This is a genomic window from Methanobrevibacter sp., assembly GCF_045577275.1.
GTDB lineage: Archaea > Methanobacteriota > Methanobacteria > Methanobacteriales > Methanobacteriaceae > Methanobrevibacter.
Genome location: NZ_JAZNIB010000019.1, coordinates 1 through 7,689, shown reverse-complemented (window position 1 = coordinate 7,689; position 7,689 = coordinate 1). Strand labels below are relative to the sequence as shown.

The window sequence follows — 7,689 nt, the reverse complement described above, 5'->3', positions numbered from 1 at the left end:
CAGTTTATCTAAAAATAGTGGATTAATAAATTTAAAAGAAATTACTGAAGAAAAACAAAGTAAAAAAAAAAAAAGAAATTTTATAAAAATAATAAAAGAAAAAAAGAAAATGATGATTTAATTTAAACCATCAATAGCGTTTTGAACATGCTTAATGTAAACATCTCTAATGTCTTTTGATTGGGCGAGTCCTTCTATGACACATTCAACTTCATAGCCTTCGGATGCAAACATGTTTTTCCAGGAATCGTCATCATCTCCAGCCATGTCATTTTGAGCATGATCTCCAGCTACAACCATTAAAGGTTTGAGCACTATCTTCTTGTAGTCACCTTCTTTTACCATAGCCAAAACATCATCATAGTCAGGTTTTGCTTCAACAGTACCGATATAATAGTTATCGAATCCTTTATCCTTGAGCATTCCTTGCAATTTGGTGTAAACCATATTACTTTCTGCAGGAGAGCCGTGACCCATAAATACGACTGCTGTATCATCATCGTAATCTCCTTTAGAGGTAATGCTTGCAATCAAGTCTTCAAAGTCTTCATCAGAGATTAATAAAGGTTCTGCAATTGGAATGTTTTCAAACTTATCAATGTATTTGTCTACAGTATCTTTGATCTTGAAATGGTATTCAGTACCGTTCATGATGTGTGTTGGCTGAATGATAACTGTTTTTACACCATCATCCAATGCTCTTTCCAATGCTTCTTCCACATTGTCAATTGCCAAGTCATCACGTTTTTTCAAAATGTTTATAACCATTTGGCTTGTGAATGCTCTTCTCATTTCATAATCAGGGAATGCTTCATCAATGTCCTTTTCGATAGCTCCAATGGTAAGAGCACGGTTATTGTTATAAGAAGTACCAAAACTTACTACTAAAATAATCTTATCAGTCATAATATCATCCTAAAAAAATAAAAAATATTTCATTTTATTGATTAAATAAATCAAATTAAATTTTTTAAAGAAAAATTTAACATTACTAAATTATACTTTATTTAAAGAAATATTTCAAAATATTGATTAAAAACAATTAATGAAATGAAAAAAGAATTAAAATGAATTAAAAAAGAAGAAAAAATAAAAAGAGAATACAAAATAGTCTTCATGAAATTTCATGAAAGGAAAATAATAAAAAATAAAAAATAAAAAAGATGAGATTAAATAAAGCTATTTATTTTGATCTCTTAAGATATAGAGCAATGCATTTGAAATAGCCGCAGCCACATTACTTCCACCTTTACGTCCACGAGCGACGATATAAGGAACATCACATTGCATAATTAACTCTTTTGATTGGACCACATTTACAAATCCTACAGGAACTCCAATGATAAGTTCAGGATTAAGTTTTCCTTCTTGAATCAATTCATATAATCTAATCAAAGCGGTTGGAGCGTTTCCTATTGCAAAAATCAATGGTTTATCCAAGCTTGCTGCCTTATCCATAGATGCTCTTGCACGTGTAGATCCATTCTTTTTGGCAATGTCTCTAACGTCATCATCACCCATAAAGCAGAAGACTTCACCACCATGCTTCTTAAGTTCTGCCTTATTGATTCCTGCCTTTGCCATATTAGTGTCAGTTACAATGCATGCACCGTTTTTTATTGCTTCCAATGCCTTATCAACTACATCTTCTGAAAAGCATAAATTGTCTACATAATCAAAATCAGCAGCTGTGTGAACTGCTCTTTTAATAATTGGCGCTAATTTAGGGTCAATTTCATGAGGAAGTTCAGATTCAATAATTTCCATACTCCTGCTTTCAATTTCAGCAGGTTCTACTTGTTCTAATTCAATTTTCATACTATCACTTCAATTTACTATGAATAACTACTAAATTACATAATTAATTAACTACTAATAAATATAAATTTTAACCTTTCCAATTCCTTGCATTATCCACAAAAGACTTTGCAAAATCAGGATTTGCAGGAAGATAAATATGTGGGAAACCTGCATAAAGACTGTCAGATCCATGGCAACAAAGATATTCCAATCCATTAGATGCCTTTTTAGCCATAAACGCTTCTCCACAGTTTTCACTATCGTAATAATGGAATTCATGCACTCTAATGATATCTCCTTCATTGCATAACAAGTTATCTTGCAATGCCTTTATCTCAATATAACCGAATCTTTGCAATTTGTCTGTCTTTATGCAATTTCCTTTGATGAATCCAACCATAGGGATTTCTTCAATGGAATCATGCAAATACATGAAGCCTCCACATTCAGCTATTGTAGGAATTCCCCTTTCTATTATGTCTTTAATTTCATCACATAATTTCCTATTTTTAGACAATTCTTCAGTATATAGTTCAGGATAACCTCCGCATAAATATAATCCAGATATGTTATCAGGAAGCTCTTCATCTTCCAATGGGCTGAAATAGACAACTTCACAGCCTAAATCTTCCAGAATTTCTATGTTTTCCTTATACATAAAGCAAAAAGCGTTATCACGGGAAACTGCTATTCGAGTCTTTTTATCAGAATCCATTTTGCTACTTTCAATCAATTCTTTATAATCTTCACTTGCTTCAAGGACTGGAGCTGATTTAGCCAATTCAAACAATCCGTCCAAATCAATGTATTTTTCTGCCAATTCTCTAAGACCGTTTATTTTCTCTTTAATGTCTTCAATTTCATCTGCAGTGATCAATCCCAAGTTTCTGCTCCCAATGGAATATTTTTCCTCTCTAGGCAAGAAACCATAAGCTTTAATGCCTTCTTTTTGAACAATATCCCTTAAAAGTGGATACAGCATTGGAGAAATGCCATTGAATATTACACCTTCAACCATGCTTTCTTCCTTAAATTCCTTGAAACCTTTTATGATTGCTGCTGCAGAATTGCTCATTCCTTTAGCATCAATAATAAGTACTGCAGGAGCTTTAATGGATTTAGCTACTTCCCAAGCACTTGCTCTGCCTTCAACACCGATTCCATCATAAAAGCCCATAGCTCCTTCAATTATGCTTAAGTCCTTACCGCAATTTCTAATGAATTGGTCACATAACATTTGCTCAGTTGAAAAGTAAGGATCCAAATTATGAGTCTCTACATTAAAGACCTTACGATGGAACATTGGGTCAATATAATCAGGACCTGATTTGAAGGAAGCGATTTCCAAACATCTATTTTGGAATGCTGCAAGCAAAGCCATAGTTATTGTTGTCTTTCCACAGTTACTGTTGGTTCCAGAAATCAATATTCTATTCACAAGCACCACTTCCACTAATAATGAATATAGGGTTTTGAGCCATTAGCATATGCAAATCACCGATTTGTCGACCTTTGGAAACTGCAACCTGAACAATATCCCCATTTATTCCAATATTCTTTAAGGAGTCCAAACCAGCCATTGCAGTTTCAATAGTCACTGCAGTTATGACAAATCTGATTTTATCATTAATTCCATAAAGATAACGGACAATTTCATCCATATTTCCAGAACTTCCCCCAATAAATGCTACATCAGGAACAGGCAAATCCTTTAGGCATTCTGGAGCCAATCCACATAGTGCCTCCACATTATCCAAGTGGAATTTTTGACAATTTTGCTCCAACAATGCAATTGCCTCTTCATTCTTATCAAATGCATAAACCTTACCATTATATGCTGCAAATGCCATTTCAATTGTTACAGAACCGGTTCCACAGCCAATATCATAAGCCACATCATTAGGATTAATTGATAGTTTAGACAAGCATACAGCACGAACTTCTGACTTGGTCATTGGTACTTTTCCCCTAATGAATTCTTCATCAGGAATTCCTGTTCGGATTCTTGAATCAAAATCAGGGTTTTCTATAATCAAAACAGTTAATGAACTGAATTCCTTTCCATCCAAATCAGATATAGTGGATTCTTGAATGGACTCTTCATCTGAACCTAAATTCTCACCAATCCAAACCTTCAAATCGCCGAAGCCATATTTAACCAATTCCTTCTGCAATTCTGGAATGTTTTTGCCTGTTAATGCAAAGGTAAATCGATTTCTGCGAACTGATGAAACAATATTTGTATCAAGTCCATGACAGCTTATCAAATTAGCATCTTTCCAAGGAAGACTGCATTTTGCAAAAAAGTAGGATACGGATGATATTCCGGAAACTAAATTAGGATTATAATCCTTTAAGACATCCACTAATTTCTCAGCTGCACTATAAAATCCAACATCTCCAGAAACTAATATTGCTATCTTTTCTGCATCTGTCTTTTCTATTATTTCCAATATATCATTAGATAAATAAGCATTATAAGATGGTTTATTAAGTTTGGAAAACTCATCTATTAATCTTCTAGCACCAATTAAGATATCTGCATCATTAATCAGTGCTAAAGCTTCTGCAGTGAGTGTCTTTTCACTCATCCCCATTCCAATTATATTGATTTTTTTCATAAGCATTTACTCCTAATGGTGTCCTTAGCTTCTTCCACACTTATCCCTTCTTCATTAACTAATCTGGATAAGACAACAACTTCCATACCACATTCCTTTGCAGCATCTGTCTTTTCTAAAAATCCTCCAACATTACCAGAATCCTTAGTTATAAGTATGTCTGCACCAATTTCCTTGAATTGAGCAATATTAAATTCTTTAGAAAAAGGACCTTGCATTCCACAAAGGTTCTTCATTGGATAACCTAAATCAAGACAAGTTTTCATCCCTTCTGGTGAAGGCAGCATCCTCAAATACACTCTTTCCTGGAAGTTTTCTACATCTGTTAATGCGAGAGCCTCTTTCGCTCCCATTGAAGAAAAGATCAATCCTTCAGTAGTGTTAAGATAATCAATTAACTCTTCCATACTGGATACCTTTACAGCATCTTCAATCTCAATTGATTCTCTTAAGACTCTGATGTATTCAATGCCCTGTTCATCACATATTTCCTTAATGTGTTTGCTGATTTCTGTTGCATAAGGATGTGTCGCATCAAAAACAAATTCAGTCTGCTCTTCTTTAAATAGTTTTCTCATAGGATCAGGTTTTAATCTTTTAGGCTGAACAATGACAGGAGGTTCGTATTCCAATACTTTCTCCCCATATTCTGTAGCAACACAAACAATAGAGGGGATTTTATTTTGAGATAGGAATTCAGTCAATAGGCGTCCTTCGGTAGTTCCTCCAAATAAAACAATTTTGTGCATATTCACACCTCTAAGTGAGAGAGATTATCAATTCATTAATAATTAAATATCATTTATATATTATACACCTTTATAGCCTCTAGGTGTTACCATTTTATCGTCAATGACTTTTGTATTTGAATTTCCAATGAAAACAGTGGTAAACATATCCACTTCTGTATCTTTAAGTTCTAAAAGAGTGGTTATATGATATTCTTCACCATCTCTTCCTATGTTTCTAACATATCCGCAAATGGTGTCTTCACCTTTGAATTTCAATAAGATTTCACATGCCTTTTTCAAGTAATCCTTTCTCTTATGACTTGAAGGATTGTAAAGACAGATACAGAAATCACCTTCACCAGCTAATGCCAATCTTTTTTCAATCAATTCCCAGGGGGTTAATAGATCTGATAAACTGATTACAGCAAAGTCATGACCTATTGGAGCACCTAAAACTGCAGAACCGCTTAAAACAGCACTTATACCTGGAACAATATCGATTTCAACATCAGGATAGTCAACAGACAGTTCGTAAACCAAACCTGCCATACCATATACTCCTGCATCTCCACTGCAGACTACAGATACTGCATTGCCTTCTGCTGCCTTTTCCAATGCCATTTTACAACGGTCTACTTCTTTTGTCATACCTGTGTACAAATACTCCTTTTCAGGCAAGTACTCTTTTACAAGTTCCACATATTTCTTATAACCTACAATTAAATCTGAATCCTCAAGAGTCTCTTTAGCAGCAATGCTAAGGTATAACTCATTTCCAGGACCAATACCAACAACAGATACACATTTCATAAATTTTCTCCTCCAATAGACACCTAATGATTATTTTAAATTTTTTCCTAAATCATTTCATTAATAGTAATAATTATAATTTATTATTCCCAAGAAATATTTGGGTCATTTATTGCCAAAGCAACAGTCACACCTACTCCATCACAAGTGTCCTTTCTGCTAATCGACTGTCCATTGCTTTCCATTATTGCGGAACGTTCACATACATTGTCCACTTCCACAACACTTTTAACAAATTCAGACTTTGTAAAGTCACCTTCAAGACTGTTAAGTTCTTCTGCACTATAAGTGTTAAATGGCAAATCATATTTTTTACCAAATTCTAAGATTCCTTTTTCATTAGCCTTTTTATCAATGCTTGCCAAAGCATTTATAGCCAAAATATGATAATTTTCTTTTTCAAGGATATTTAAAATGGAGCTTTCTATAGCTTCAAAGCTTATATCCTTTCTACATCCAATACCCACTGCAATTACTTGAGGGACTAATAATAATGTATCATTTCCATATTCATCTTTTAAATCATAATGACTTATTATTACATCATATTTTTCTTCATTAGTCTCATCAGAATCTTCTAAATCATTAAGATAAACATTCTTAGGCAAATTACCCCCAATAGGATAATCTGATTTGATATGCACTGATTTTCCCTTTAATAATTTAGAAGACACCAATTTGATGCATTCAGGATTTAATATATGCAATCCTTGGCTTTTTGCCCAAGTATCAATTGCAAATACATTATTTATATCAGTGGCAGTTGTTATTACTGGAATAGAACCTAAATCCTCAGATATTTGAAGTGCCAATTCATTAGCTCCTCCAATATGCCCGGAGAGAATCGGTATAGAAAACTGTCCCAATTCATCCACTACAACTACAGCAGGATCCTTTGTTTTGGTCTTGATGTAAGGAGCAATTGCCCTCAATGCTATTCCTATTGCGCCTATGAAAATAAGGGCATCATTAGTGGAGAAATGTTCCTCTGTCCAAGTGGACAAAGCGCCTTTTCCACATCGAGTAAAATCTACATCATTATCTTCAGATAATGAATTTGATAATTTATAGGCAATTTCCATACCATTATCTGTAAATGCAATTATTGATACTTTCATAATAATCTTATTCTATTTTTTAGCTTCTCTGAACTCTGTTGAAAAATCATCAGCATAAAGACGTGACAAGGAATATTCACTGTCTAAAACATCACCAACAATGATCAAAGCGGTTTTTGTAATATTATTTTCCTTTGCAGTTTCATATAATGTTCCAACTGTACATCTCATAACCTTTTCATCTGGCCAAGTTGCCTTATAGACGATTGCTGCAGGAGTGTCATCAGTATATTTTCCCTTTACAAGCTCTTTGGATAAGTCCTTAAGGAGGCCTGTGCTTAAGAAAATTACCATAGTTGCTCCATGTTCAGCAAATGATGCAATGCTTTCCTTTTCAGGCACCGGAGTTCTACCAGCCATACGTGTGATAATTACACTTTGGCTTACATCAGGTAATGTATATTCCGCTTTCAATGCTGCTGCCGCACCACAGAAACTTGAAACTCCTGGACAAACATCATAGGAAATGCCTTTTTCATCCAAACGATCCATCTGTTCACGAATAGCACCATAGATACTTGAATCACCAGTATGTAAACGTACAGTCATTTTGTTTTCTTCTTCAGCTTCAAACATCTTTTCCAAGACTTCATCCAAAGTCATTTTTGC

At 34.1% G+C, this 7,689-nt stretch carries 8 protein-coding genes; all 8 read right to left on the bottom strand.

The window, feature by feature from the left end; translation table 11 throughout:
- Nucleotides 1–117: 117 nt before the first annotated feature.
- Nucleotides 118–906, bottom strand: a complete 789-nt coding sequence (locus ACKI67_RS00780; protein WP_407461480.1) for a sirohydrochlorin cobaltochelatase — start codon at nt 904–906, stop codon at nt 118–120.
- Between the two features lie 273 nt (nt 907–1,179).
- A complete protein-coding gene (locus ACKI67_RS00775) occupies nt 1,180–1,818 on the bottom strand; it encodes a precorrin-8X methylmutase (RefSeq protein ID WP_407461479.1) in 639 nt (212 codons plus the stop codon).
- 70 nt (nt 1,819–1,888) lie between these two features.
- Nucleotides 1,889–3,238: a cobyrinate a,c-diamide synthase gene (locus ACKI67_RS00770; RefSeq protein ID WP_407461478.1), complete on the bottom strand. Its 1,350-nt coding sequence runs from the start codon at nt 3,236–3,238 to the stop codon at nt 1,889–1,891.
- Nucleotides 3,231–4,421 carry a precorrin-6y C5,15-methyltransferase (decarboxylating) subunit CbiE gene (cbiE, locus tag ACKI67_RS00765; protein ID WP_407461476.1) on the bottom strand — a complete coding sequence of 397 codons (1,191 nt, stop codon included), beginning with the start codon at nt 4,419–4,421 and terminating at the stop codon, nt 3,231–3,233. The genes ACKI67_RS00770 and cbiE overlap by 8 nt, the downstream gene beginning before the upstream one ends.
- Nucleotides 4,418–5,170: a precorrin-6A reductase gene (gene cobK / locus ACKI67_RS00760; protein ID WP_407461475.1), complete on the bottom strand. Its 753-nt coding sequence runs from the start codon at nt 5,168–5,170 to the stop codon at nt 4,418–4,420. The genes cbiE and cobK overlap by 4 nt, the downstream gene beginning before the upstream one ends.
- A gap of 60 nt (nt 5,171–5,230) precedes the next feature.
- The gene (gene cobJ / locus ACKI67_RS00755) at nt 5,231–5,962 is read right to left on the bottom strand and encodes a precorrin-3B C(17)-methyltransferase (RefSeq protein WP_407461474.1); all 732 of its coding nucleotides are present in this window, start codon (nt 5,960–5,962) and stop codon (nt 5,231–5,233) included.
- 83 nt (nt 5,963–6,045) lie between these two features.
- Nucleotides 6,046–7,080 carry a cobalt-precorrin 5A hydrolase gene (locus tag ACKI67_RS00750; protein WP_407461473.1) on the bottom strand — a complete coding sequence of 345 codons (1,035 nt, stop codon included), beginning with the start codon at nt 7,078–7,080 and terminating at the stop codon, nt 6,046–6,048.
- A 12-nt stretch (nt 7,081–7,092) separates the two neighbouring features.
- Nucleotides 7,093–7,689 (bottom strand): cobalt-precorrin-4/precorrin-4 C(11)-methyltransferase (locus ACKI67_RS00745; RefSeq protein WP_407461472.1); only part of this gene is annotated, 597 nt, incomplete at its 5' end.

Excerpts from the sequence above, each read along its gene's own strand:
- ACKI67_RS00780 (WP_407461480.1), bottom strand. The coding sequence starts at position 906 with ATGACTGATAAGATTATTTTAGTAGTAAGTTTTGGTACTTCTTATAAC.
- ACKI67_RS00775 (WP_407461479.1), bottom strand. The coding sequence starts at position 1,818 with ATGAAAATTGAATTAGAACAAGTAGAACCTGCTGAAATTGAAAGCAGG.
- cbiE (WP_407461476.1), bottom strand. The coding sequence starts at position 4,421 with ATGAAAAAAATCAATATAATTGGAATGGGGATGAGTGAAAAGACACTC.
- cobK (WP_407461475.1), bottom strand. The coding sequence starts at position 5,170 with ATGCACAAAATTGTTTTATTTGGAGGAACTACCGAAGGACGCCTATTG.
- cobJ (WP_407461474.1), bottom strand. The coding sequence starts at position 5,962 with ATGAAATGTGTATCTGTTGTTGGTATTGGTCCTGGAAATGAGTTATAC.
- ACKI67_RS00750 (WP_407461473.1), bottom strand. The coding sequence starts at position 7,080 with ATGAAAGTATCAATAATTGCATTTACAGATAATGGTATGGAAATTGCC.